Here is a 24,756-nt window from a genome sequence, read left to right as displayed (position 1 = left end):
AATTACTTCTTAGATGCTTCGATAAGTTCGATGAAATGATCGAACAGTGGTGCGCAGTCATGTGGACCAGGGCTTGCTTCTGGGTGACCTTGGAAACTGAACGCAGGTTTGTCTGTACGATGAATCCCTTGAAGGGTTTGGTCGAACAGCGATTTGTGCGTAGCTTTCAAGTTTGCAGGAAGAGTTTCTGCATCCACTGCGAAGCCGTGGTTTTGAGAAGTAATCATCACTGTACCATTTTCTAAGTTTTGTACAGGATGGTTAGCACCGTGGTGACCGTGAGGCATTTTCACAGTTTTTGCACCTGATGCAAGTGCAAGAATTTGGTGACCTAAGCAAATACCGAATACAGGTACATTACGTGCGTCTTCTACAATTGTTTTTACAGCTTCAATTGCATAATCACATGCTGCTGGATCGCCGGGGCCGTTCGATAAGAACACGCCATCTGGATTCAGCGCAAGTACATCAGCAGCAGGAGTTTGCGCAGGCACGACAGTCAATTTACAACCGCGGTCTGCGAGCATACGTAAGATGTTGGTTTTGACACCGTAGTCGTATGCTACAACATGGAATTTAAGTTCTGGTTGAGCGAAACCTTTACCAAGCGCCCAAGAGCCTTCAGTCCACTCGAAACCGGTCGGATCACAGCATTCTTTTGCAAGGTCTAAACCATTAAGACCACCAAAAGCACGTGCTTTAGCTAACGCTTCTTCTTCAGTCGCGTTTTCACCAGCAAGGATACAACCGTTTTGCGCACCTTTTGATCGCAGAATACGCGTTAATTTACGAGTATCAATATCTGCGATAGCAACAACATTGTGTTGTTTAAGGTAATCACTTAGTGATTGCTCAGCACGGAAGTTGCTATGCAATAAAGGTAGGTCACGAATGATCAATCCGTTGGCCCATACTTTATGAATTCGACCTGACTCAGCGTCTTCATCATTACAACCTGTGTTACCGATATGTGGGTAAGTTAGGGTCACAAGTTGTTGTGCATAACTTGGGTCAGTCAAAATTTCTTGATAGCCAGTCATGGCAGTGTTGAAAACGACTTCACCAGTCGTACTACCCGATGCGCCAATTGAAGTACCTTTAAAAATAGTACCATCGGCAAGGGCTAAAATTGCTGGGGTGCTCAAACCAAAGCTCCTGAAATTTAGGCTGTAAAAAAGCGAGAAGACGAAAAAAAAGGAAGGCTGCTTAAAAACCTACCCTCCTTACATCTGCTCGCTTGAACTTAACACGGCATTATACGCAGAAAGCCACTGAAAGTCCATTGTAAATATTAGGAATAAAGCAGATAAAGCGCTTGCATTTTAGAATAAAGTTTGGTTTTGCAAAATCGTAGAAAAATGTAAGCAATTAATTATTGTCAGACAAATCATAAATTAAAATTTATCAATAAGCGCTATTGTGGTTCGGTCAGCAAAAACTATAGGTACAAAGTCATGGCAACACAACAAAAACAAACAGCGGCTAAATCCTCCCTGAAAGAAGTCGTTATCGAAGGTGCTGAAAAGCTTGAACAAGTTGCAAAAGAAGCGAGTGTCCAAGCCACAGAAGCGGTCACTGAAAGCAAAGAAAAGATCGGAGCAGAGGCAAAGCAGTTGAATGCCAGTGTGCAAGATCAATTGCGTCAGTTGAAGCAAGATGTGTTGAATAAACTTGATCAGCTAAAAGTTCAATTTGGTTCATCGCAAAAAGATTTTAGTGAACTCAAAGAATTTGTGAAAACTGAGTTTAATACGGTTATTGATGATCTTTCAAAACTTGGAAAAGAGCTGAAAGAAGATGTGACCCAAATTTCAGGAAAACACAAAGATCATCTAACAGAAACATTTAAGCGTTCTAAGGAACATACTTTGGAAGCGTGGAAAAAAATTTCACCAGTAAAAGCTGAAGTTACGGATCAAACCACAGATCTTAAAAGTTAATTGTGAATGACATGAATTTTAAAGCGCTTAAGCTAAGTCTAGTCATTCCAGGGAGCTGGATTGGGTGAGAGCGAATTAAACTTAAAGTTAACGCTATATATGCATAAGGGAGCCATTAATGGCTCCCTTATTGTGAATAGTACATTTAAGTACAAAGCACTTATTTAAAAATAAGCAGGCAATAAAAAAGCAAAAGATCGTACTTTTGCTTTTTATCGAAGATCAAAACATTAAAAAGTTTAGAACTGATGTAGCCAATCACGTTTGTTGTGAAAGTCAGCATTTGGACTACTATGCTGCATGGCATAGTACTGTTTACCTTGAGGGGTTTTCAGTACAGCAGTTAGACCAATATAGAGATCTTCCCATTTAAGTTTGTACTTCAGCATAAATTCTGTCAGATCAAGACTGACATTTAAGCCATAGTGCGTCCGTTTCAACTGATTCAGTTCGATATCGTAAGCAGCTTGTGGCGGCATATCTTCTGGATAGCGATATTCTTCAAACTGGTAAACCTGCCAAGCTTGTGAAGGGGAGAGGTTGATTTCACGATAAAAGTCTTCGTTGCGTACACCAATAAAAACTTCTAAGCAGGTATGTTCCCACAAAAAATCGATTCGTGGGTGAGATGATACCAATTCTGGCCATTGAATCAGTTGGTTTGGGTCTCGAATCCAATAACCCACATTTAAAGTATATGGGCTTTGTTGTTCGATAGCACCAACGACTGATACAGCCTGAAAGCGACGATCAAAAGCGCTGAGTTCGAAACTTGCCATAAATGCTTAGTTAGACAGGTGTGCGTAGCGAACAAGGTTAGACAGTTTTGCATTTTGTTTTGCCGCTTTGCGGTAAATCAAAGCAATCTTACCAATCGTTTGAACAACTTCAGAACCTGAAACAGTCGCAATTTCAGTAATCATTGCAGCACGAGCTTCACGGTCTTCTGCCACAACTTTCACTTTAATTAACTCATGGTCGTTTAACGCACGGTTTAATTCTTCAACAACGCTTTCTGATAAGCCTTTGTCCGCAACCATTACAACTGGGTTTAGGGTGTGACCAATTTGACGTAAGCGTTTACGTTCTTGAATAGATAAAGCCGCCATAAATATAACCTAATTTTAAAAACGACCTAGTATAGCAAAATCAAAGTTGAAGCGCTGTATTTAATCGGCATTTTCTCGATGAAGATTATTGAAAAAACATGATTTAAGATGCTTTTTAGATACACATGTCTACTGCAAAAGTGCTGAATTTCACGTACAATCAAGACTGAGAAGTTTTTTTTATTTAGAGAGTTATGGCTACCCGCATTACTAACCAGAAATTATCCAAAAGTAGTCGTGACTGGATGCGTGAGCATCTTGATGACCCCTTTGTGAAAAAAGCACAAAAGGAAGGATATCGTGCGCGTGCCGCTTATAAATTGCTTGAAATTCAAGAAAAATACAAATTGATCAAGCCAGGCATGACCGTTGTCGACTTAGGTGCTGCACCAGGTAGTTGGTCGCAAATTGCCGGTAAACTTGTTGGCGACAAAGGTTTGGTAATTGCTTCTGATATTTTACCCATGGATGCTTTACCCGATGTGACCTTCTTGCAAGGTGACTTTCGTGAACAAGAAGTGTTCGATGAATTGTTAAAAATTTTAGATGGACGTACTGTAGACGTTGTAATTTCAGATATGGCCCCCAATACATCAGGTAATAAGGCTGTAGATCAACCGCGTCAGATCTATCTTTGTGAATTAGCAATCGACTTTGCTCAAAAGGTTCTTGGACCAAATGGACAATTTGTTGTTAAAGTGTTCCAAGGTGTTGGATTTGATGAATACCGTAAGCAAGTTGTAGACACATTTGATGTGCTGAAAACAGCAAAACCGGCGGCTTCACGTGCTCGATCTAAAGAAGTGTTTTTAATCGGGCAGGGACGTAAGAAAGCTTTCAAGTAAAGTTTACTTGCCAACTCGTTAAAAATTGTGCATTTTGTACGTTTTTAAATTATTGCGAAGCTACTCTGCAGCGTAAGTATTAGAGTCACCCATGTAAATGGGATTGAACGAATTAGATAGAAATGGGAATAAAGCTTTGAGCGATCTTTTTAAGAATGCCGTGTTGTGGCTGGTTATCCTAGGCGTGCTGGTTTTAATCTTCAGCAACGTCAGTGACCGCAATCAACCGACCGCGATGAACTATTCTGAGTTCGTGGCAGCCGTAAATGCGGGTCAGATTAAACAAGTCACCATTGATGGCGAAAGAATTCGTGGCGAAAAATCAAACGGTTCTGAGTTTGAAAGTATCCGTCCTGCGGTTCAAGATCCTGAACTTATGCCGAACCTAATCAAGAACAATGTTGTTGTTGAAGGTACAGCGCCACAGCGTCAAAGTATTTTGATGCAACTTCTGATTGCAAGTTTCCCTGTTCTTTTAATCATTCTGTTATTCATGTTCTTTATGCGCAACATGGGTGGTGGAGCTGGTGGTAAGAATGGCCCAATGAGTTTTGGTAAGTCAAAAGCAAAAATGCTTTCTGAAGACCAAATCAAAGTGACATTTACTGATGTTGCGGGCTGTGATGAAGCTAAACAAGAAGTTGTTGAAATCGTTGACTTCCTAAAAGATCCATCTAAGTTCAAACGACTTGGTGCAAGCATTCCGAAAGGTGTGCTTATGGTTGGTCCTCCGGGTACAGGTAAAACTTTACTTGCTAAAGCGATTGCGGGTGAAGCGAAAGTACCGTTCTTTAGTATTTCGGGTTCTGACTTTGTTGAAATGTTCGTGGGTGTGGGTGCGTCTCGTGTCCGTGACATGTTTGAACAAGCAAAGCGTCATGCACCATGTATCATTTTCATCGATGAGATCGATGCCGTTGGTCGTCACCGTGGTTCAGGTACAGGTGGTGGTAATGATGAGCGTGAGCAAACTTTAAACCAAATGTTGGTTGAGATGGATGGTTTTGAAGGCAACGAAGGTATTATCGTCATTGCTGCAACAAACCGTGCTGATGTATTGGATAAAGCTTTACTTCGTCCAGGTCGTTTTGACCGTCAAGTGATGGTATCTCTACCGGATATTAAAGGTCGTGAGCAAATCCTGAATGTACATTTGAAAAAATTACCTTCTGTGACTGGTGTAGATGTTAAAGTCTTGGCACGTGGTACACCGGGCTTCTCAGGCGCTCAGTTGGCTAACCTTGTAAACGAAGCGGCACTGTTTGCTGCACGTCGTAACAAGAACACGGTCGATATGCATGACTTTGAAGATGCAAAAGACAAGCTTTACATGGGTCCTGAACGTAAATCGATGGTGATTCGTGAAGAAGAACGTCGTGCGACGGCTTATCATGAAGCAGGTCATGCGATTGTTGCTGAAATCTTGCCGGGTACAGACCCTGTGCATAAAGTGACAATCATGCCGCGTGGTTGGGCACTGGGTGTGACTTGGCAGTTGCCTGAACATGACCAAACCAGCCATTACAAAGACAAAATGTTGAATGAACTTTCAATTTTGTTTGGTGGTCGTATTGCAGAAGAAGTCTTCATTAACCAAATGTCGACTGGTGCTTCAAATGACTTTGAACGTGCAACAAAAATGGCACGTGCAATGGTTACTAAATACGGTATGTCCGATAAGATGGGCGTCATGGTTTACGAAGATGACTCACAGCAGTCATTCATGGGTGGTTTAGGAAGTCGTGTGATTTCTGAAGCAACTCAGCTTGAAGTTGACCGTGAAGTTCGCCGTATTTTAGATGAGCAATATAAAGTTGCACGCGATATTCTTGAAAATAACAAAGATATCGCACATGCCATGGTGAAAGCATTGCTTGAATGGGAAACCATTGATCGTGATCAAATCCGTGACATTATGGAAGGTCGCGAACCTCAACCACCAAAAGTGTACATTGCTGAAAATCCAGTGATTGATGTCACACCAACAGATGGTCCAGATGTTCCACCACCATTGCCGTCATTGCCAAAAGCATAAAATTTTAAAACCACCTTTGGGTGGTTTTTTTATATGAAAATAAATGCATGTGAGCGCAATGCTGAGCAAACTTAGCGTTAAAATAAGCGCAGCAAAATCTGGGATGTGTAATATGAAGTTGGTGTCTTTGCCTAATAAAATTTTAAACTGTGGTAATTTGCAATTAGATTTGTCAGAGCCACATGTGATGGGGATTTTAAATGTCACACCGGACTCTTTTAGTGATGGTGGCAAACATAATGGTAAAGACCAAGCTATAGCACATGCCTTACAAATGATAGTGGATGGCGCGACAGTGATTGATGTCGGTGGTGAGTCAACACGTCCGGGTGCATCTGTTGTTGAAGTTGAAGAAGAAATTCGACGGGTCGTACCCGTCGTTGAAGCATTATCCAAACACAATGTGGTGATATCTATCGATACCTCGCAACCTGAGGTGATTGAGGCAGCGGTTCAAGCAGGTGCGCATATCTGGAATGATGTACGTGCATTAACTCGGCCGAATGCCTTAGAAACCGCTGCAAAACTGGATATTCCAGTGATCATTATGCATATGCGTGGCGAACCCACCACGATGAATAACCTAGATCAGTATCAAGATGTCGTGGCTGACGTCATCGATGAATTAAAGCAACGTGTGCAAGATGCATTAGATGCAGGTGTGCGTGCAGAAAACATTATAATTGATCCGGGTTTTGGTTTTGCTAAAAATGCGCAGCAAAACTTAAAGCTTTTACAGCAATTCTATCAATTGAATGACATGGGCTATCCGATCCTGTCGGCATTATCTCGTAAGCGTTTTATCGGTGAAGCACTTGGCGGTGCAGATGCACAAAATCGCGCTGTAGGCTCGGTTGCAGCGCATCTACTCAGCATTCAACAAGGTGCATGTATGGTTCGCGCACATGACGTCAAAGCAACAGTAGATGCGATACGTGTTTGGCAAGCCATGCAGAATGCAGACTGATTTGAAAATACTAAATCCCAATAAATTTGGTGAATTGTAGTATTTGTGTTATATAAGCGCCCTGAATGTTTTGTGATAGAGTTTCGTATGTTTGCAGATTTACTGCTACCCATGTTTGATGATGAATATTACCCAGATGTGTTGGTTGCAGAGGTGAAGTTATTGGTTGTTCAATTTGCGAAGAAAATTGCAAAAGCAGATTTAAGTTCAACTGATATCTACCATTTTGCCAATGAAACGGTTGCACAGCTCAATAAGATGAAACCTCAATTTGAAGATTTAGATTCGTCTTTGGATGATACGGCTGCAGATTATATTGCAGAAGCCATGATGATGGTGCTGCAAGATGAAGGCCATATGGATATTGAAATGGAAGAGTTGGTTGCTAACCGAGAATGGTAATTGAACTTTAAAAAAAGCCCTGTAGTGACAGGGCTTTTTTGTGTTTAGGGATTTAAAAAAGTCATTGAGCATTGTCTAAAAAATCTTTAAATGATGATTTGATCGATGCTGATAGTTTTTGTTCTTCATGCATGGCTTGTAAATGTAGGGCGTAGAAATACGATTGATGTTCTTTTTGTTTTAAAGATTGTTGATAAGACCAATATGCCAGTTGGCGAAGCTTTTGTAGTTTTACCCGTTCAATGGCGCTGCTTTCAGGTTTATAAAATAATTCTGTAAATATACATAAAAACAGACTGAAAAAAGTCCACAGAGACTGATGAGGTTTAATACATCTGTTTGTAGATACTTAAAGTTTATAGCAAGGAGAAGTGTGAATCCCCCAAGGAGATATAGCTGTATTTGCAGACGTTGAACTGCGGACTTGCTGCTAAAACGTGCTTGATAATGTGCATACCAGACATAGCAATAGATCAAAGGAAGAATAATCAATATACCAAGATTAAACGCCATGTTTGGGTCGTGAATTGAAAATGTCGTCGAAAACATCAGGCTAAGTACAGCGCTGCCAAGAGAGATTAAAAGTATCAGGCAAAAGCTAAAGATTAAAACGGGTGCAGTGGGCGTGAGATTGATGATTTTAAAATGCGCAAACAGCAGCCGTTGATAAAAGGCATCGGGATGCTTGAGTTGTAGTGCAGGGAGATCAAAATCTGAAGGTATTGGCATTGAATAATAATAGATTTATAAATTTTAGGCATAAAAAAACCAGCAAATTGCTGGATCTTTTATTGCACCAATCTTAGAAGTATAAGAATGGTGCCCGAGGCCAGACTCGAACTGGCACGCTTTGTGGGCGGGGGATTTTAAATCCCCTGTGTCTACCGATTTCACCACTCGGGCATGTGCGCAATAATAGAGGACGAAATGGAGCTTGGCAAGTGTATTTGATTGTGTTTGTTTTAAAATCAATCAATTCATGCATATAAGTTGAAAATATTCAAAACTAATGATGCATTGAATGACTTTTTAAGCAGTGATTGAAAGATCATTGCACTTCATTAACGCCGACTTATTTCATTAACTCATCAAGATAATGTTCAACATTTTGATGTTTTAGCTTTTTACACAGCTGATTTTCCTGGTGCAGCATTTGTATGTGTAAATTTTGGAAATGGATAAAGCGCTCAGATAACTGTTTATGATTTGCTTGATTTGGATTACTGAGTGTCAAACGAAATTTGGCTTTAAGCATTTGTTTATACGACCAATAAGCAATACGACGTGTCTCTTGCAGAAAATAGTATTCTTGGGTGTTACTTCCACCTTTGAATAGATTTTCTTTATAAAAACGCACAAAGCCGAAACTCATGGCGAAAAAGAACAATACAGATTGAACAAAGGGGCTTTGTAAAAAGGCGATATTGAGTAATTGTAATAAAATCACGATCGCAAGTCTGAATGGCGTATTCTTCAAACTTTGATACAGTGACATTGAACTGTGCTTGATTTGCTTGATGACTAATGGCACAACCAGCATGAAAAACAACATAATACTCAGCACAGCAATACCATGAGCTCGAAACTCACTCATATCTGGAAAATATAGTTGCACTGCATGTCCAATACTCATGCTCAAAGAAATAAAAATCATCGCCGCCAAAACCCAAGGAATGAGTTCTTTGAGTTCGTCTAAAATGCCTTGAGTTTTCAGTTGGCTATAAAATAAATAATTATGTTTAAAGGCTGCTGGATATTGCTGTTTCAGTTGTTGAAGGTAAAGAGCAGCCTGTTTCTTTTGAGCCATATTGTGACGTTAGTATTAAAGCGTGAAAGTAATATAGTTGATTTCGATATTTTTGACATAATTTTTTTCTAAATCATGTTGTATATCTGAACATTATAAGAGAAAACGCAATTTCTATAGCGAAGGTCGCAGTTTTCACGCTGCTTTTATGCGAAAATACATACTTATTGAATATTAAGTTTTTATAGGCAGTTTATGACTGATCATTCTCCTGAAACATTAAGCGATATCGAAATTCTAGACATTCTTCAGTCGATGAAATCAGATGTTTTAAATACTGAAGCAAATGAAGTGATTCGTAGTGGGGGGAAAGCTGGTCGTCAAGAGGCTCATAAACAAGCTTTGGTGAAATTAAATCAAGCATTTGAAGATAAATTTGTTGAAGCTGTGACTTTGGCTTTAGGCTTAAATGAAGGCCAAAGTAAAAAAATTCGCTATAAGAAAGACCGTATCCGTATTTTGAAAGTTCGTGGTATCGATTATTTAGCGATTGATGGTGCTGAAACTGCACAAGTATTGTCACAAGTTGCACAAGCAATTGTACGTGAAGACGCAACGGTGACTCATGACCTGCATAATATTTTCCCATTTTGGAAAGAAGGATGGCCAATGGTGCAATTCGACAATGTCTATAAAATTTTAGAAGATGACATTCGTATTCATTATGAAGCAGTTCTAGAGGCATTAATTTCAAAGCATTAATTACTACAAATGAACCTGCGAGTGTAAAGCACTGGCTAGTTCTATTGTTAAACATAAAAAAGCACCTGATGGTGCTTTTTTTATCTTTAAAATTTTAAGTTAAGCTCGAATAAAACGGAAACATCTCAAAGATCAGGCCAGCTGCTAACATGACAAAACACGTGATTACAGCCCAGATAATGGTAAATTTCTGATGTTGTCCAAACTCGATACCTGCAAGTCCACAGAGTAAATAGGTCGAAGGAACAAGCGGAGAGAGTAGGTGTACAGGTTGCCCTACGATGGAGGCACGTGCCATTTCTACAGGTGCAATTCCATAATGAGCGGCAGCATCGGAAAGAATCGGCAAAACCCCAAAATAGAAAGCATCATTCGACATAAAGAAAGTCATCGGCATACTGATGACAGCGGTGATCGGTGCTAAATAGGGGCCCATACTTTCAGGGATAATTGCCACAAGTTGTTTGGACATGGCTTCTACCATACCTGTTCCAGCTAAAATACCGGTAAAAATACCTGCAGCAAAAATAATACCGACCACGTTTAAAGCACTACCTGCATGATGTGCGATTAGCTTTTTCTGCAAGTCGACATTTTTGTAGTTGACGACTAGCGCAATACACAAAGCCACCATGAATAAAATAGGCATAGGTAAAATACTGAAAACCAGACAAATCATCAAAATGACGGTTAACAGTGCATTGAACCAACGTAGATCTGCGCGGTTGGCTTCTGGATTATCTGAGATTTGAATGTTTTCACCATGACTGATATCCAATTGGACAATTCCCAGACGCTTTCTTTCCATTCGACCATACATGGTTCCCAAAAAGTACAACCAGCCGATGGCAAATAGCATCGGTATAACCATCGGAACAAAAACATCACTTGGGTCGACATGAAGTGCGCTGGCGGCGCGGGCTGTAGGCCCACCCCATGGCGTAAGGTTCATAATGCCGCTAGAGAGCATAATCAAACATGCCATAATCAATGGGCTCATACCTAAGCGCTTATAGAGTGGCAGCATGGCAGCAACACAGATCATATATGTTGTAGAACCATCTCCATCCAAAGAGACAATTAACGTCAGGGTAATGGTTCCAAGAACGACTTTTAAGGGATCACCTTTGACCATTTTTAAAATAAATTTCACCGAAGGGTCGAACAAACCTGTATCAATCATGATGGCAAAATACAGAATCGCAAAAAGCAGCATGATGCCAGTCGGTGCAAGTTTTTTTACACCTTCAATCATCATGTCGCCAATTTCATTTATTTGTATGTGTGACAAGCTGTCAAAATAAAAACCAAGTAACCACGCAATCAAGGCAAAAAGTAGGGGAATTAAAGTCAGTGCGACAAGTGGGCTTAAGCGTTTCGACATGATCAAATACATAAAGCACAAGATCATGCCCAAACCGAGTACGGTTAACATGGTTCATTCCTTTGAAATATAAAGCTGTTTTTAAATCCAAGGGCAGAGCATAAAGAGAAATTTCATCAGTCAAAACAAAGGTGAGAAAATGTGAAATACATCACTATTTTGATGAAAAATAGTCATTAATAATGAAGGTATTAAGGAGGGGTAGTTTTTCGATTTATTTTAATTTTTATTCAAAAAAAGTGGTCTGTTTACATATATTCAACATCTGTAGAGAACTGTAAGTGCGTGTAGATCCAGTTTGATCACAATAAGTGCGCTTAAGCAAAAATAGACAGTAGCGTCCGAATCGGCCAACTAAAAAATCGGAACCAAAAAATTAAGGGATTATAAAAAAAAAGACCAAAACGCATGGTTTCGTCATATTGTTGTCTGCCACGTTCATAAGGATAAGGTGTTAAAAACCAAGCAGTGACGATCAGTGCAACACCGAGCAATAGAAATAAAGGTTGCGGATGAGCTTTGAAAAAATAATAGACTAAATAAGCCCCAGTATAAAAACTAAAGCAAGTCAAAATCGCTTTAAGTGAAAAAGACATCTTCGTATTCCATCGTATTTATATTTTATTGTTTTAGAAAAAAGAAGAATCGAATTAATCCGATTCTTCTGGTGTATCAAGTTCAGTTTCAGCCTGTTGTAAGCGGGTCACTAATAATTGGTCAATTTTAAAGTGGTCTACATCCACAACTTCAAATTTGTAGCCATGATAAGTAACAAAGTCAGCTGGACGTGGAATTTTACGTAGTTTAAACATCATAAAGCCCGCAAGGGTTTCATAGTTTTCTTCATCGGGCATTTCATCTAAAGCGAGGGCATGCTTTAAATCTTCAATTGGTGTACTGCCATCGATAAGCCAAGAATCCGCATCACGTTTAATAATTTGTTGTTCTGCTTCAATCGGTGTTACCCAGTCGCCCATCACGGTAATCATAATGTCGGAGAGGGTAATAACGCCGACAACCAATGCGTATTCGTTAATTACTACGGCAAATTTTTCTTTGGTTGAACGAAAGCGATCGAGTAATTCAGACAATGTTAATGTATCTGGAATCGTGAGGACATTACGAATAGTATTTTCATTGAGCTGTAGAAGTGACTGATTGTTGAGGATACGAACCAAAATATCTTTGGCATCCACATAGCCAATCACGTCATCAATATTTTCACTACAGACCAAAAACTTCGAATATGGAAATTCAGCGAGTTTTTGACGAATACTGGCTTCTGATTCTTTGAGGGTAAAGTACACCACGTTTTCACGTGTAGTCATACTTGAAGGGACGTTACGTTCTTCCAGCTCAAATACGTTTTCAATAAAGTGGTGTTCTTGCTTTTGTAGTACACCAGCTTGAGCACCGGCATCCATCACGGCTGAAATGTCGTCAAAGGTAATATTGTCATCACGTGTTGTATTCACTTTGAATAAACGAAACAACAAATTGGCAATGGCATTAATCACCCACGCCATTGGCTTACACACTTTAATAAAGATTTGAATCGGGTCAACAACAGCAACGGCAATTTTTTCAGGTGCGATCATCGCCAAACGTTTTGGCATCAGATCAGCAAATAGAATGAATAAGGAGGTGACTAAAGTAAACGACAGGGTGAATCCAATAGTTTCAGTCCACGGGCCCTGATAAAAACGGGTCACTAAGGTTATGAAATAGGGACGAAATGCACCCTCACCCAAAATACCGCCAAGAATTGCCACGGCATTTAAGCCAATTTGCGATGCAGCGAAAAAGTCTGCTGAGTTGGCTTGTAAGTCAAGCACACGTTGTGCACGTGAATCTCCAGATTCAGCCAAAATTTTAAGTTTTACTTTTCGTGCACCCGCAAGGGCAATTTCTGTTAGTGAAAGAAAACCCGCACCGACGATCAGGAGAATAATAATGACAATATTTTGGAAAAGGCTCACGAATACACCTGTTTGTGATTCATTCTATTTTTCTGTATTTCTAACACAAAAATGGGCAAGGTAGTAGTCTTAACTACTACCTATATAGTGACAGTATACGTTTGAATTAATAAGGAATTAAAGAATTAATTACTGATACTGTGAAAACTGAGAGTTATTCATTAAGTATTCGCGGTTTTCTTCTTCAATCATTTGACGTGCAACATACAAGATAAGTTGACGTAACCAGCGATGAGCAGGGTGATGATGAAGTAATGGACACCAAGCCATTTTTAATTCAAATTCAGGAATATAGAATGGCGGATCACGAAGTAACAGGTTTTGACTTTTGGCTTGAAGTCGAGCAATACGGCTTGGCAGAGTTGCAACCAAGTCAACATTCGATGCCAATAAGCCCGGCATTTGATAATGACGGGTGAAAACTGAAATTTTACGTTTTTGGCCAATACGTTCTAAGGCTTGATCAATCCAACCTAGACCCGCTTGTTTTTCTGGGTTGACACCAAAACCGACACCCATACCTGTTTTAGACACCCAAATGTGTTGTGCATCTAAATAGCTTTTCAGGTTTAAATTATTTGCAGCAGGGTGCTTGGCATTTAAAAGGCATGAAAAACTGTCACGCCAGACCAAAACTTGGTGGAAACTTTGCGGAATTTCATTAAAGCGGTTAATCGCCAAGTCGACTTTACCTTGTTCCATATCTCGATAAGACACATCACTAGGCGTTAAAAAATCGAGAACCACATTGGGTGCTTCTGAGCGCAAAGCTTTTACTAGGCGCGGCACCAGTGTTGCTTCAGCATAATCTGAAGTCATGATGCGGAAGACACGATTTGAGGTGTAAGGGCGGAACTCGGTACGGGGTTCCAAAATCATCGAAAGGTCAGAAAGTGCATCACGGATACGTGGCTGTAATTCAAGCGCACGTTCTGTAGGTGTCATACCTTCTGAAGAACGAATAAGAAGTGGATCATTAAATAAGTTGCGTAGACGACGTAAAATATTACTCATCGCGGGCTGAGTTACACCCAGTTGCTCGGCAGCACGAGTCACATTTTTTTCACGAAGAAGTACATCAAGATAAATTAATAGATTGAGATCGACCCGCTCCAGATTCATAAAATAAATACCGACAATAAAATCATGAAATTTATCTGATTATGCCATAACTACTAAGGCTTGTGTAAAAAATGGATGAAAAAATGACGTGTACTTTTGTACTAAAATTCAGCAGTTTTAAGACAAATTTGCTGAAGTCGTAGCACATACTTCTTAAATACTTATTACCTGTTTAGACCGATATTTTTAAAGTGAATGAAATAAAAATACGGAGCAATTTTGTTTATGTGATGCGCTGTTCATAAAACAAAAAAATTAGATGAAATATCTCATTTGCATGATCATTTGAAGACAGAATAACCAAGTATTTAGCTCGGTAAATTTGGGCAAAAAAGGCGTAAAAAATGCTGTTTTTTTTTAAAGTGAATGCTCAGTCGACTTAAGTCTAATGAAGAATAATTCATCAGAGTGTTTGTAAAATAGACAAAAAAATCAGCCAAATTTATTGATAAAATTATTTAAATACAAATACTTCTGAATATTGGTTAATTATTATAATACGACTTTAATCTACATATTTTTTAAATAAATATTGAAAATTAATGCAGAATATTGGATTAATTTTTTTAGTCAATCTACTCTGTGTCTATCGCAACGAAGTGTTCTAAATCTGAACAATCATTCGAGGGTATGATTTTAGCCTTACGTTGCAGAAAAATCCTAATATTATTACAGGAACATATCATGTCTACATACTTAACAGCGATTGATGCAATCCGTGAATTAAAAGCAAAATTCGGAAGCACTTGGCGCGATATTAGCCCAGAAGATGCTGCACGTATGCAAATGCAAAACCGTTTCAAAACTGGTTTAGACATTGCGAAATATACAGCTGCAATTATGCGTCGTGATATGGCTGCTTATGATGCTGATTCTAGCAAATACACTCAATCATTAGGTTGCTGGCACGGTTTTATCGCACAACAAAAAATGATTGCGAACAAAAAATACTTCGGTACAACTGAACGTCGTTATATCTACCTTTCTGGTTGGATGGTTGCAGCTCTTCGTTCAGAATTCGGTCCACTTCCTGACCAATCTATGCACGAAAAAACTTCAGTTCCTGCATTGATCGAAGAAATCTACACTTTCCTTCGCCAAGCTGATGCGAAAGAATTAAACGACTTATTCCGTGCGCTTAAAAAAGCAAACGAAGCAGGTGATACTGCTAAAGCTGCAGAAATCACTGCTCAAATCGACAACTTCCAAACTCACGTTGTGCCAATTATTGCGGACATCGACGCTGGTTTCGGTAACGAAGAAGCGACTTACTTACTAGCTAAGAAAATGATCGAAGCGGGTGCTTGTGCACTACAAATCGAAAACCAAGTATCTGACGCTAAACAATGTGGTCACCAAGCTGGTAAAGTTACAGTTCCACACGAAGACTTCATCGCGAAAATCCACGCTCTTCGCTATGCATTCTTAGAAATGGGTCTTGATGACGGTATCATCGTTGCTCGTACTGACTCTGAAGGCGCTGACTTGACTCAAAAAATCCCAGTGGTTAAAGAGCCAGGCGACATCGCTTCTCAATACATCAGCTACTTAGACACAACTGAAATTGACATTTCAGAAGCTCAAGAAGACGAAATCCTAATCAAGCGTAACGGTAAACTTCACCGTCCAAAACGTCTTGCTTCTGGCTTGTACCAGTTCCGTCCAGACACGCAAATCGACCGCGTTGTACTTGACTGTGTATCTAGCCTTCAAAATGGTGCTGACCTTCTTTGGATCGAAACTGCGACTCCAAACGTTGAAGAAATTGCTCACATGGTCAACCGTGTACGTGAAGTTGTTCCAAATGCGAAACTTGTTTATAACAACTCTCCATCATTCAACTGGACATTAAACTTCCGTCAACAAGCTTACGACCGTTGGGTTGCTGAAGGTAAAGACGTATCTGCATACGACCGCGCTAAATTAATGAGCGCTGAGTACGATAACTCTGAATTAGCTGCTGAAGCTGACGAAAAAGTTCGTACATTCCAAGCAGATGCTTCTCGTGAAGCGGGTGTGTTCCATCACTTAATTACACTTCCGACTTACCACACAGCTGCGCTTTCTACACATGAACTTGCTCAAGGTTACTTCGGTTCTGAAGGTATGTTGGCTTATGTTGCTGGCGTACAACGTAAAGAAATCCGCGGTGGTATTGCATGTGTGAAACACCAAGCAATGGCTGGTTCAGACATCGGTGACGACCACAAAGAAATCTTCGCTGGTGACAACGCGCTTAAAGCGGGTGACGATGCGAAAAATACAATGAACCAATTCGCTGCTCACTAAGCATTGAACTGATTCGAAAAAAAGCCCAGCGAAAGCTGGGTTTTTTTATGGCTTTAAAATCTTCTTAAATCCATTTATTGAAGTGTGTCGATATAAAAAAGCTGGGCATAACCCTGCAAATATAATGAGACACCCCTTATTTAAGGCCAAAGGATAATTAACCAAGTAAAAAAAATAATTGCTAAAGCGACAAATTGAGCGGCACTTCCCATATCTTTGGCAATTTTAGAAAGTGGATGCTTGTCTAGAGATACCCGGTCGACCACGGCTTCAATAGCAGAATTGAATAACTCAACAATTAAGGCAAATAAACACACCACTACCATAAGGGCATGTTCAACACGACTCACATCGAGTAAGCAACTGGTGGGAATAAGCACAATATTCATCCAGACAATTTGTCGAAATGCAGCTTCATTTTGATAAGCAGCTTTGAATCCGTCGAGGGAATATTGCGTTGCATTAAAAATTCGTTTAAGTCCAGATTTACCTTTAAACGGGGAAATTTCACTCATAGCACTGTACAGACGTATAGATTTAAAAACTGGCGAAAATATAGCATGCCAAGCTTAAAGTTTTCTTGCATTCAGTTTTTATTTTATTGAGCATTAAAGTTTAGGATGATTTACATAAGCCTGTATTAAGTTAGTGCTATGTTTATCCAGTATGAGACTTAAAATTTGCCTGAATTTCAGGCACAATACAGACGTTTAAAATTTTTAATTTTGAAGCATTTGCTTCATTGCATGAAATAATAAAAGTGATATAGGTCAACAATGAAAAACTTTAGTTTTGCTGTGCTTGCAGCAACACTTTTAACCAGCCAGTTTGTCAGTGCAGAGCCGGCATTTATTCAAACAGAAATCAAAACGAATGTGACTCAGCCCGTGGGATTTTATTCTTTCCAAGTGGGTGCGTATAAAGTCATTGCTTTAAAAGATGGGACACTCGAATTAAGTCCTGATTTGTTTAAACAAAACTTAACTCCAGAAGAAGTCAGTGCCTTATTTCAAAAGCTTGCGGTTGATCAGAGCAAAGGCATACAAACCAGTGTCAATGCCTACCTGATTGATGATGGACAAGGCGGCATCAGTCTTGTCGATAGTGGTGCAGCCAGTTGTTTTGGTCCGAACTTAGGTTCTATTGCACAAAATATTGAAGCAGCTGGCTATAAGCTTAATCGTGTACGCAGTGTATTCTTAACCCATTTACATCCAGATCATGCATGTGGTATTGCAAAACAAGGTAAGGCCGTATTTCCGAATGCAACGGTTTACGTCAATGAACAAGAAAGTCAGTATTGGTTAAGTGAAAGCACCGTCAACACTTTAGCTGCCGAAAAACGTGACGGTTATTTAGCAACCGTTGCAAAAATTAAAGCTGCGATTGCGCCTTATCAGACCATGCGGAGTTTTAAGACTTTTAGCGTTGGTTCTGTGATTAATGGATTAGAAGTACTACCGAGTGTTGGGCATACACCAGGGCATTATTCTTTTATCTTAAAGTCGCAAGCTAAAAGTTTTGCTATCCTCGGTGATGTGGTTCATTCGTATCATTTACAGTTTGAACAACCCAAGTTATCTGTTGATTTTGATGTCGATCCGGTCAAAGCCAGTGAAACTCGTTTAGCAATTTTTAAACGTTTCGCTCAAGAGCAAACCTTTGTTGCATTTGCACATTTACCATTTCCTGGTATTGGTAAAATAAGTGAAATCAATGATGGTCAGTTCCGTTGGAACCCACTAAATTTAGCTCCGACAGCTCCGACAGCTCCGACAGCTCCGACAGCTCCGACAGCTCCGACAGCTCCGACAGCTCCGACAGCTCCGACAGCTCCGACAGCTCCGACAGCTCCGACAGCTCCGACAGCTCCGACAGCTCCAGCACCTCAGCCAGTGGCAACGCAGTCAGCCGCAGAATATTTGGCAAACCCGCTTTAAGGTTTCCATTGAACAATAAAAAAGACGCCTCGGCGTCTTTTTTAAATTTAGGAAAACTAGGGCTTTTGCAGTTGTGTTAAGGTTTTGCGTGCCAGTCCCGGATCATCTGCAAATACACCATCTACACCAGCTTTATAGAAGTTTTCAAATTCTTTAGCCGCACCGGTATCACAACGTTCGGTTGCCACTGAGCTACATTTTAAATAGTCAGGTAAAAAACCATTTTCAGGTCTGAGCGTATAAGGATGGACTTTCAAACCAGCAGCATGGGCATCTTTGACAAAAGTGGTTTGTTTAAATTCAGTGTTTGAAAAGATATACGTTTTACTAGGACCCACACCATCTGCATATTTTGCCACTGATTTTAGGCCTTCTGCTGTTGCTAAGCTTGCATAATTTTGAGGTGAGCTTTGTTGCTGTAAGTCACCCGGTATTGCAGTTGGGCTATCTAATAATTGAATAATTTTGCCATGTTTGAGGGTTTTCTTTTGCGTGAGTTGATCACGTAAGTATTTAAGATTGGTGGTTTCAAAGGACTGTAAATATACAGGCGCGATATCACGTGTATAACTGTATTTAGCAAGCGTGGAGAGTAAACGATCTTCCATGGCTAGATTTTGCTGTTGGAAAAATGTTGGGTGCTTGGTTTCAATATATAAACCAACAATTTTCCCAGTTTTTTTATAGTGAGCGTCGGCAAGTTCAATGATTTGTTCGAGCGTTGGGATGCTGTATTGATCATTATATTGAGTGTTATTAGGGCGATATTGAGCAATACGCTCACGTGCTTTTACATTTTGAGTCAGTTCATTCAAATTAAAGTCTTCCGTAAACCATCCTGTATAGTCGATACCATCGATTTTTTTGGTGGTTTTTCGATCCGCAAATTGTGACAGCGTACTAATATTGGTAGTCCCTGAAATTTCACTTTCATGGCGCGCAACCAGATAGCCATCCTTGGTTGGCACTAAATCGGGTTCGATAAAATCCGCACCATCATCAATCGCTTTTTGATATGCGGCAAGAGTATGCTCAGGTCGCAAAGCACTGGCACCACGATGCCCAACAATGACAAAACCTGTATCAGGCAAAATAGGGGGCTTGGTGACATGGGTTTTATCGTCATCCGAATTACATGCAGATAAACCAAAAACGCTAAAAAGGAGCAGTGAAGACACGCCCCATGAGGATTTCACTTTGCTAGTTATGGCTAGATTTAACTGTTTTGTTAATTGTTTTTGCATGGCTGCCTCTGCATCTTTTTATATAAATGAATGATGTTGCAGGCATACATTGCAGGGCAGTGGCTAAGGCTTCATGACAGAGGCGGTTTTGTCACATAAATTTACTAAAATAGCTGAAGTGGAGGTTCTCCATATTTTCTACATATTTCGCTTCAAGCAAGGTTTTTATGTAGTCTAGGCTTGTAATCAAGCTCATTGTGATTGATTATCAATAAGATTTTTTGAAAAATTCAATCTATATTTTTTATTTCTTCAATTGAAAAGTGACATGGACTGATGCTGTCTAAGTTTTTTATTTATCGACCGATTTTTGCAGGTGTCTTGGCGATCATCGTCATGGCGCTCGGGCTATTTGCTGTGCTCAATTTACCGGTAGAGCGCTATCCAGATATTGCACCACCACGAATTACGGTCAGTGCAAGTTATAGCGGTGCGTCAGCAGAAACAGTCGAGGAAAGTGTCACACAAGTTCTTGAGCAACAAATTAAAGGAATTGATCATCTTTTATATTTTAGTTCAAGCAGCGACTCTTCAGGCCGAAGCCGGATCAGCATCAGTTTTGAAAATGGCACTGACCCAGATACCGCTCAAGTACAAGTACAAAATGCCATAAATGGAGTAATCAATCGGCTGCCTGAAGATGTGCAGCGCCAAGGGGTAAATGTCTATAAATCTTTGGGTGATACCCATATGGTTATCGGCCTCTATGATGAGACTGGCAAGAGTTCGAATATCGAACTTGGTGACTATATGATGACTCATCTAGAACAGGACATTGCTCGAATTGAGGGTATTGGTGAAGTCGATGTTTTTGGTTCGCAATTTGCCATGCGCATTTGGCTCAACCCACTGAAGTTAAAGCAATATAGCCTTATGCCCAGTGATATCCGGGCGGCTGTTGAATCACAAAATACGCAGGTTGCAGCCGGAGCCGTAGGTGAATTGCCCAGCGTTTCGGATCAATATCTCAATGCAAAAGTCACTTCAGGTTCACGTTTAAAGTCAGTTGAAGAATTTGAAAATATTATTGTCAAATCTGCACGAGATGGCAGTTTTGTCTATTTAAAAGACGTTGCACGTGTTGAATTGGGTGCGGAAAATTATTCAGGAGTTAATACCATTAACGGGTATCCATCTTCAGGGATGGGGATCTCATTGGCTTCTGGGGCAAATGCACTTGAAACCTCAGCCTTAATTAAGCAAGAAATTGAACAATTAGCGAAGCAATTACCTGCCGGTTATAAAATTGTTTATCCACGGGATAACACGCCATTTGTACAAGAATCGATTAAAGAAGTGGTGAAAACATTATTCGAAGCCGTTTTATTGGTAGTTTTGGTGATGTTTATCTTCTTACAAAATTGGCGAGCAACGCTGATTCCTGCGATTACCGTGCCTGTGGTGATTCTTGGGACTTTAGCGATTTTATATGCTTTGGGCATGACCATTAATACGCTCACATTGTTTGCATTGGTACTGGCCATCGGTCTGTTGGTCGATGATGCGATTGTTGTGGTGGAAAACGTCGAACGTTTAATGCATGAACAACAGTTAACAGCAAAACAAGCGGCCATCGAGTCGATGCATGAAATTAGCGGGGCATTAATCGGGATTACTTTGGTATTAACCGCTGTATTTATTCCCATGGCGTTCTTTGGTGGCTCAACGGGCGTGATCTATAGACAATTTTCCATAACACTTGTGGCTGCAATGGGCTTGTCACTGATGGTTGCGCTGATTTTAACCCCTGCATTATGTGCCTTAATTTTAAAACCCAATCCGAAACCACAGCGCTGGGCGATTTGGTTTAACACCAAATTAGAGACTTTAAAAACCAAATATCTAGCACTTGCACAAGCCACGGTTCGTTATCGCTTATGGACGGTGGTTTTGTTTGCGGGGCTCATTACGGTATTTGCTTTGTTTTATCGTGCTTTGCCGACCAGTTTTATTCCTAGTGAAGACCAGGGTATTTTGAGTGTGCAACTTAAATTACAAGAAGGTGCACCGATGTCGAAAAGTCGTGAGGTCGGTGAACAAATTCGGCAGTACTTTTTAACTAAAGAAAAGCAAAATGTTGATTTGGTGATGATTCGTTATGGACGAAATTTTTCTGGTACGGGTCAAAACTTAGGGCAAGGCTTTATTGCACTGAAGCATTGGGATGAACGTTCAGGACAGCACAATTCAGCGCAAGCGATTCGTGAACGTGCTATGAAACATTTTAAAAAATTTAACAATGCACAAATCAATGTCAGCATGCCTTCCTCTGTCAGTGGCCTGGGGCAAACCGATGGTCTGGAATTTTGGCTGCGAGATATGAATGGTGAAGGCCGTGCTTATCTCGATGCGCAATTTAAAAGCTTGCAAGAAAAATCTTCACAATTCAGCAGTTTCGAAAATTTAGACAAACGCTCAAACCCCGATAAAGCTGAACTAAAAGTAGATATTGATCAAAAACAAGCAATGGCCTTGGGGTTAACTCAAAATGCGATTAATAGCACTATGAGTAGCGCATGGAGCGGTAGCTATATCAACGATTTTATCGACCGTGGGCGCATTAAACGCGTCATGATGCAGGCAGATGCCGAATTCCGTTCTAAACCAGAAGATTTAGCTTATTGGCATGTACGTAATGACCAAAATGAAATGATTCCATTTAGTAATTTTTCAACCATTCGTTGGAGTGGTGGTCCAGAAGTTGTTAACCGTTTCATGGGCTATACCGCATTACAAATGGAAGCGGATACAGCCAAAAATGTCTCAAGTGGACAAGCCATGCAGGATGTTAAAGCTTTAGTTGATCAAGTGCCGGGTGTGGACGTGGCATGGAGTGGGTTATCCTTTGAAGAGCAAAAATCAAGTCATCAAGCGATTTGGCTATATTTGGTCTCGATTGGATTTATTTTCCTTTGTCTTGCCGCCCTATATGAAAGTTGGAGTATTCCAACTGCAGTCATGAGTGCGATTCCACTTGGGATAGGTGGTAATATTTTGTTTAGCTACATGGCCGGTTTTCCAAATGACATCTATTTCCAAATTGCTCTACTGACAACAATTGGTTTGTCCTGTAAAAACGCGATCTTGATTGTAGAGTTTGCAGCGATGGCACAAGAAAAAGGCAAACATGTAATCGAAGCTGCAATGGAAGGCGCAGCACTTCGTTTACGTCCTATTTTGATGACCTCTTTGGCTTTTGGTGCGGGAGTGGTTCCTTTAGTTCTTGCTTTTGGTGCAGGTGCAGCCAGTCGCCAAGAGATTGGGGTGAGCGTACTCGGTGGGGTAATATTCGGTACGGTTTTGGTGCTGATCTTTATTCCGTTTATGTATGTATTGATACGGACTCTATTTAAGCCCAAGTCTGTTAAAAGAAACATAAGTGATTAAATTGTTTAGGTTTCGTTGTAAAGGTTGAGAAATGTAACAGTTTTTCGTAGTATTGCTGCGCCGTATAAGCGGTTTGATGAGGATTAAATCCCTAAATGGACAGGCACAGTTGTCAGATACACCAAATTTCAAACATATATATTTACCAACATTATTATGTGGGTTCATTCGGCAAATAAAATAAGAGCCGTTGCGGCCCTATTACATAGGTTGGGTAATAGGGGGCGAGCATGAGCTACAACAACTTTTTATATCTTTTAAATGATGCATTAAGCAAGCAAGATATTGCATTGGCATTAGACTCTGTTAAAACGTTTAAAGCCGCAGATTTGGCTGATATTTTGGCACAATTACCTTTAGAGAATAGTCAAAAGCTGCTACTGCATCTTCCTGCACGCGCCTATGTATTTTCATATCTCAAACCCGAAGAACAAGTAAAATTTGCACGCGGTTTAACGCGAACAGACTTGGCTGAAATTATGGGCGAAATGCCTTCAGACAAGCGTGTCGATTTATTTAAATGTTTAGATCACGAGCAGCAAAATACTTTATTGCCTGCATTGGCACAGGCCGAGCGTGAAGATATTCGGCAGCTCTCTTCTTATGTAGAAGGTACGGCAGGGGCCATCATGAGCTCCGAATATGCCACCCTAAAACCGAATATGTCGGTAAAAGATGCCATTAAAATGTTGCGTTATGAGGCACCCGATTCGGAAACCATTTATTTGGCCTATGTACTTGATGAAGCAAGAAAGCTGCTGGGTGTTTTATCGCTCAAACAATTAATACTTGCCGAAGAACAAAGCAATATTAGTGATTTAATGGCGACCGATATTATTTTTGCATATTTTGACAGCGATCAGAATGAAGTAGCCAAAACCATTGCTCGTTATGACTTACTGGCATTACCCATTATAGATCATGCCGGTGTGATGGTGGGTATTGTGACATATGATGATGCAATGGATGTGGCCAGTGAAGAGGCAACAGAAGATTTTTTAAAATCTGGTGCTGTCGATGCATCATCTAAATTGAGTCTTAAATCTGCCCCGATATTGCAACTCTATCAAAAACGGGTGTATTGGCTGGTATTTCTTGTTTTTGGCAGTTTGTTATCCGGGATTGGCATTGCACATTTTGAAGACGTTATTGCCGCAAATATTGTATTGGTTTTCTTTTTGCCCTTATTGGTCGGCAGTGGTGGAAACGCCGGCTCTCAATCTGCAACGCTGATGGTGCGTGCATTGGCAACGGGCGATGTACATTTTAGGGACTGGTTTTACTTGCTGGGACGTGAAAGTTTGGTTGCCCTGTGTCTGGGCGGAACCATGGCCATTGCTGTATCTATTTTAGGCTACTACCGTGGTGATGCAACCGTGGCCTTGGTCTTGGCACTGAGTATGATGGGTATCGTATTGCTCGGTTGTTTAATTGGCATGAGTTTGCCTTTCATACTTAATAAGTTAAAGTTCGATCCTGCAAGTGCTTCTGCACCCTTGGTAACCTCGATTTGTGATGCGACAGGCGTGGTGGTGTATTTGATGATTGCTTCACAATTGCTCAATTTATAGAGATTAGCATTTTGCTACAGATTGAAGACTTCT

19 protein-coding genes, 1 tRNA gene and 2 pseudogenes are annotated in these 24,756 nt (G+C 40.3%); 11 read left to right on the top strand and 11 right to left on the bottom strand.

Going from position 1 to position 24,756, the window contains the following annotated elements:
* Positions 1-2: 2 nt before the first annotated feature.
* Positions 3-1,145 (bottom strand): glutamine-hydrolyzing carbamoyl-phosphate synthase small subunit, encoded by a 1,143-nt coding sequence (gene carA, locus FTU22_RS07530; RefSeq protein ID WP_078192162.1) that lies wholly within the window; start codon positions 1,143-1,145, stop codon positions 3-5.
* Positions 1,146-1,454: 309 nt separating this feature from the next.
* Between carA and FTU22_RS07525 the strand changes: the two genes are divergently transcribed.
* Complete coding sequence (locus FTU22_RS07525; RefSeq protein ID WP_078192161.1) at positions 1,455-1,940, top strand: hypothetical protein; 486 nt, start codon at positions 1,455-1,457, stop codon at positions 1,938-1,940.
* Positions 1,941-2,179: 239 nt separating this feature from the next.
* On the opposite strand, the gene FTU22_RS07520 is transcribed toward FTU22_RS07525, so the two are convergent.
* Positions 2,180-2,719 (bottom strand): DOMON-like domain-containing protein, encoded by a 540-nt coding sequence (locus tag FTU22_RS07520; protein WP_180076751.1) that lies wholly within the window; start codon positions 2,717-2,719, stop codon positions 2,180-2,182.
* Positions 2,720-2,725: 6 nt separating this feature from the next.
* Complete coding sequence (locus FTU22_RS07515) at positions 2,726-3,049, bottom strand: YhbY family RNA-binding protein (RefSeq protein WP_078191340.1); 324 nt, start codon at positions 3,047-3,049, stop codon at positions 2,726-2,728.
* 194 nt (positions 3,050-3,243) lie between these two features.
* Here FTU22_RS07515 and rlmE point away from each other — a divergent pair, with 194 nt between their 5' ends.
* The 4 genes from rlmE to FTU22_RS07495 all read left to right on the top strand — a co-directional run bounded on the left by rlmE (position 3,244) and on the right by FTU22_RS07495 (position 7,298).
* Positions 3,244-3,894 carry a 23S rRNA (uridine(2552)-2'-O)-methyltransferase RlmE gene (gene rlmE, locus FTU22_RS07510; protein WP_078192159.1) on the top strand — a complete coding sequence of 217 codons (651 nt, stop codon included), beginning with the start codon at positions 3,244-3,246 and terminating at the stop codon, positions 3,892-3,894.
* 136 nt (positions 3,895-4,030) lie between these two features.
* On the top strand, positions 4,031-5,929 hold the full coding sequence (gene ftsH, locus FTU22_RS07505; protein WP_078191443.1) for an ATP-dependent zinc metalloprotease FtsH: 1,899 nt from the start codon (positions 4,031-4,033) through the stop codon (positions 5,927-5,929).
* Positions 5,930-6,041: 112 nt separating this feature from the next.
* Positions 6,042-6,896: a dihydropteroate synthase gene (folP, locus tag FTU22_RS07500; RefSeq protein ID WP_218954978.1), complete on the top strand. Its 855-nt coding sequence runs from the start codon at positions 6,042-6,044 to the stop codon at positions 6,894-6,896.
* Between the two features lie 87 nt (positions 6,897-6,983).
* Positions 6,984-7,298 carry a DUF5713 family protein gene (locus FTU22_RS07495; protein ID WP_078191338.1) on the top strand — a complete coding sequence of 105 codons (315 nt, stop codon included), beginning with the start codon at positions 6,984-6,986 and terminating at the stop codon, positions 7,296-7,298.
* Between the two features lie 817 nt (positions 7,299-8,115).
* On the opposite strand, the gene FTU22_RS07490 is transcribed toward FTU22_RS07495, so the two are convergent.
* Together FTU22_RS07490 and FTU22_RS07485 are read right to left on the bottom strand one after the other, a co-directional pair.
* Positions 8,116-8,201 (bottom strand) — tRNA-Leu (locus FTU22_RS07490).
* 169 nt (positions 8,202-8,370) lie between these two features.
* Positions 8,371-9,105, bottom strand: coding sequence for a hypothetical protein (locus tag FTU22_RS07485; protein ID WP_180093740.1), 735 nt, complete (start codon positions 9,103-9,105; stop codon positions 8,371-8,373).
* A 195-nt stretch (positions 9,106-9,300) separates the two neighbouring features.
* On the opposite strand from FTU22_RS07485, the gene FTU22_RS07480 reads away from it, so the two are divergent.
* The gene (locus tag FTU22_RS07480) at positions 9,301-9,807 is read left to right on the top strand and encodes a hypothetical protein (protein ID WP_078191335.1); all 507 of its coding nucleotides are present in this window, start codon (positions 9,301-9,303) and stop codon (positions 9,805-9,807) included.
* Positions 9,808-9,901: 94 nt separating this feature from the next.
* On the opposite strand, the gene FTU22_RS07475 is transcribed toward FTU22_RS07480, so the two are convergent.
* The 4 genes from FTU22_RS07475 to FTU22_RS07460 all read right to left on the bottom strand — a co-directional run bounded on the left by FTU22_RS07475 (position 9,902) and on the right by FTU22_RS07460 (position 14,292).
* On the bottom strand, positions 9,902-11,242 hold the full coding sequence (locus FTU22_RS07475; protein WP_180093739.1) for a CitMHS family transporter: 1,341 nt from the start codon (positions 11,240-11,242) through the stop codon (positions 9,902-9,904).
* Positions 11,243-11,508: 266 nt separating this feature from the next.
* Positions 11,509-11,787, bottom strand: coding sequence for a hypothetical protein (locus FTU22_RS07470; RefSeq protein ID WP_078192154.1), 279 nt, complete (start codon positions 11,785-11,787; stop codon positions 11,509-11,511).
* Between the two features lie 54 nt (positions 11,788-11,841).
* Positions 11,842-13,170: a hemolysin family protein gene (locus FTU22_RS07465; RefSeq protein ID WP_078191332.1), complete on the bottom strand. Its 1,329-nt coding sequence runs from the start codon at positions 13,168-13,170 to the stop codon at positions 11,842-11,844.
* A gap of 129 nt (positions 13,171-13,299) precedes the next feature.
* Positions 13,300-14,292 (bottom strand): LysR family transcriptional regulator, encoded by a 993-nt coding sequence (locus FTU22_RS07460; protein ID WP_078191331.1) that lies wholly within the window; start codon positions 14,290-14,292, stop codon positions 13,300-13,302.
* Between the two features lie 684 nt (positions 14,293-14,976).
* Here FTU22_RS07460 and FTU22_RS07455 point away from each other — a divergent pair.
* Entirely contained in the window at positions 14,977-16,581 is a 1,605-nt protein-coding gene (locus FTU22_RS07455) for an isocitrate lyase (RefSeq protein WP_078192152.1), read from the top strand.
* Between the two features lie 140 nt (positions 16,582-16,721).
* On the opposite strand, the gene FTU22_RS07450 is transcribed toward FTU22_RS07455, so the two are convergent.
* Positions 16,722-17,096 (bottom strand): diacylglycerol kinase, encoded by a 375-nt coding sequence (locus tag FTU22_RS07450; protein WP_180076757.1) that lies wholly within the window; start codon positions 17,094-17,096, stop codon positions 16,722-16,724.
* A 261-nt stretch (positions 17,097-17,357) separates the two neighbouring features.
* On the opposite strand from FTU22_RS07450, the pseudogene FTU22_RS07445 reads away from it, so the two are divergent.
* Together FTU22_RS07445 and FTU22_RS16315 are read left to right on the top strand one after the other, a co-directional pair.
* Positions 17,358-18,248, top strand: a pseudogene (locus tag FTU22_RS07445) (MBL fold metallo-hydrolase); the annotation flags it as partial.
* A gap of 84 nt (positions 18,249-18,332) precedes the next feature.
* Positions 18,333-18,521 (top strand): annotated as a pseudogene (locus tag FTU22_RS16315) (hypothetical protein); the annotation flags it as partial.
* Positions 18,522-18,577: 56 nt separating this feature from the next.
* On the opposite strand, the gene FTU22_RS07435 reads toward FTU22_RS16315, so the two are convergent.
* A complete protein-coding gene (locus FTU22_RS07435; RefSeq protein WP_078192150.1) occupies positions 18,578-19,765 on the bottom strand; it encodes a glycerophosphodiester phosphodiesterase in 1,188 nt (395 codons plus the stop codon).
* Between the two features lie 276 nt (positions 19,766-20,041).
* Here FTU22_RS07435 and FTU22_RS07430 point away from each other — a divergent pair, with 276 nt between their 5' ends.
* Together FTU22_RS07430 and mgtE are read left to right on the top strand one after the other, a co-directional pair.
* Complete coding sequence (locus FTU22_RS07430; protein ID WP_180093737.1) at positions 20,042-23,152, top strand: multidrug efflux RND transporter permease subunit; 3,111 nt, start codon at positions 20,042-20,044, stop codon at positions 23,150-23,152.
* Positions 23,153-23,382: 230 nt separating this feature from the next.
* Entirely contained in the window at positions 23,383-24,723 is a 1,341-nt protein-coding gene (gene mgtE / locus FTU22_RS07425; protein ID WP_078192148.1) for a magnesium transporter, read from the top strand.
* Positions 24,724-24,756: the final 33 nt, after the last annotated feature.

It is taken from the genome of Acinetobacter sp. YH12076, assembly GCF_013419525.1.
In the GTDB taxonomy this organism is placed as follows: Bacteria; Pseudomonadota; Gammaproteobacteria; order Pseudomonadales; family Moraxellaceae; genus Acinetobacter; species Acinetobacter amyesii.
This window is presented reverse-complemented; position numbering and strand designations above follow the sequence as displayed.

What these genes read in the sequence shown, in the direction of transcription:
- FTU22_RS07430 (WP_180093737.1), top strand. Translation starts at nt 20,042, where the DNA reads ATGCTGTCTAAGTTTTTTATTTATCGACCGATTTTTGCAGGTGTCTTG.
- FTU22_RS07470 (WP_078192154.1), bottom strand. Translation starts at nt 11,787, where the DNA reads ATGTCTTTTTCACTTAAAGCGATTTTGACTTGCTTTAGTTTTTATACT.
- FTU22_RS07450 (WP_180076757.1), bottom strand. Translation starts at nt 17,096, where the DNA reads ATGAGTGAAATTTCCCCGTTTAAAGGTAAATCTGGACTTAAACGAATT.
- FTU22_RS07515 (WP_078191340.1), bottom strand. Translation starts at nt 3,049, where the DNA reads ATGGCGGCTTTATCTATTCAAGAACGTAAACGCTTACGTCAAATTGGT.
- FTU22_RS07435 (WP_078192150.1), bottom strand. Translation starts at nt 19,765, where the DNA reads ATGCAAAAACAATTAACAAAACAGTTAAATCTAGCCATAACTAGCAAA.
- FTU22_RS07525 (WP_078192161.1), top strand. Translation starts at nt 1,455, where the DNA reads ATGGCAACACAACAAAAACAAACAGCGGCTAAATCCTCCCTGAAAGAA.
- folP (WP_218954978.1), top strand. Translation starts at nt 6,042, where the DNA reads ATGAAGTTGGTGTCTTTGCCTAATAAAATTTTAAACTGTGGTAATTTG.
- mgtE (WP_078192148.1), top strand. Translation starts at nt 23,383, where the DNA reads ATGAGCTACAACAACTTTTTATATCTTTTAAATGATGCATTAAGCAAG.
- rlmE (WP_078192159.1), top strand. Translation starts at nt 3,244, where the DNA reads ATGGCTACCCGCATTACTAACCAGAAATTATCCAAAAGTAGTCGTGAC.
- FTU22_RS07455 (WP_078192152.1), top strand. Translation starts at nt 14,977, where the DNA reads ATGTCTACATACTTAACAGCGATTGATGCAATCCGTGAATTAAAAGCA.
- FTU22_RS07495 (WP_078191338.1), top strand. Translation starts at nt 6,984, where the DNA reads ATGTTTGCAGATTTACTGCTACCCATGTTTGATGATGAATATTACCCA.
- FTU22_RS07460 (WP_078191331.1), bottom strand. Translation starts at nt 14,292, where the DNA reads ATGAATCTGGAGCGGGTCGATCTCAATCTATTAATTTATCTTGATGTA.
- FTU22_RS07520 (WP_180076751.1), bottom strand. Translation starts at nt 2,719, where the DNA reads ATGGCAAGTTTCGAACTCAGCGCTTTTGATCGTCGCTTTCAGGCTGTA.
- FTU22_RS07485 (WP_180093740.1), bottom strand. Translation starts at nt 9,105, where the DNA reads ATGGCTCAAAAGAAACAGGCTGCTCTTTACCTTCAACAACTGAAACAG.
- FTU22_RS07480 (WP_078191335.1), top strand. Translation starts at nt 9,301, where the DNA reads ATGACTGATCATTCTCCTGAAACATTAAGCGATATCGAAATTCTAGAC.
- FTU22_RS07475 (WP_180093739.1), bottom strand. Translation starts at nt 11,242, where the DNA reads ATGTTAACCGTACTCGGTTTGGGCATGATCTTGTGCTTTATGTATTTG.